This window comes from Leisingera sp. F5 (assembly GCF_001593695.1).
The window spans coordinates 1-1,017 of the sequence record NZ_LUKH01001456.1; the positions used below are offsets into that span (position 1 = coordinate 1).

Sequence of the window (1,017 nt, forward strand, 5' to 3'; positions counted from 1 at the left end):
GGCCGGAGCGGGCGCGTCCAATTGGATTGTCCGCTGCAGGGACGGACTGCATTCTTTCCGTCTTTGGAATGCAGGCGTCCAGCAACTCGGGAAAGACGGCAACCACCTCATCGTGTGCGACTTGGGGGTCGTGTCGCTACCACTTACTTTGCGTGAACTAGAAGTTGCCAGCTTAGTCGCGGAAGGCTACCGGAGTATTGACATCGCGCAACAGCTTAAAATCACTAGGCGAACCGCGAATGCACATGTGGAAGCAATCCTGCAGAAGCTGGATGTTTCCAATAGGGCGGCCGCTGCCGCCGTGATCGTTCATCACGGCTGGCGATTACTTTGTTAGCGGCACCAAGGCGACTGGAGCCACTCCACATCCAGCAAGCGCGGGCCTAGGCAGCGCACCGGTGCATTTTCGGCGCTGCCCGAACCCGCCTCTTTAGTGACGGGTGGACACTCCCGACAATTTTGAAAGTCCTCGCCGATCCGATTTTCCGTGGAAATTGGGTTGCGCCTGCTGCATCGCGGTTGACTTGCCTGCCGCATCCTTCGCGTCAACGCTTCGGAGCGTCGCCGCACTCTGTGGCTATGAGCCACTCAATGAGTTGTTCTAAAGGCGATCTTGGGGCCCGCGATTTCGGCCAAACCAGATAATACCGGTGAGGCAACTCCATCGCGTTCTCAAACGCGCGGACCAATTTGCCGTGCTTGACCACCTCTGTCGCAAGGAACTCGGGCAACAATGCTACACCAAACCCGAGCGATGCGGCCTCGGCCATAGTGGTGAACTGGTCGAAGAGCATCCCGTGCAGTCTTCCAGCAGGGCAGGAGTGGTGCTCGAACCAGTCCTCCCAGGCACCGGGTCGTGATTCGAGGTGCAGTAAGGGCATCTCGAAAAAACTCTCTGCGGCGACTGGACGTGTAGAGATCAGGTCAGGTGAGCAGACCGGAACAACACGTTCCCGAGCGAGTTCCAGATACTCGACTCCTTGCCAATCGCACCGGCCAAAGTGAATTGCTGCATCA

At 57.8% G+C, this 1,017-nt stretch carries 2 protein-coding genes; one reads left to right on the top strand and one right to left on the bottom strand.

From position 1 onward, the window contains the following. Positions 1–337, top strand: a 337-nt coding sequence (locus tag A2I95_RS42220; RefSeq protein ID WP_291738194.1) for a helix-turn-helix transcriptional regulator, incomplete at its 5' end; no start/stop codon positions are given. Positions 338–545: 208 nt separating this feature from the next. Here the strand turns inward: A2I95_RS42220 and A2I95_RS42225 are convergent. Further along, on the bottom strand, positions 546–1,017 hold a 472-nt coding region (locus tag A2I95_RS42225; protein WP_291738195.1), incomplete at its 5' end, for a LysR substrate-binding domain-containing protein.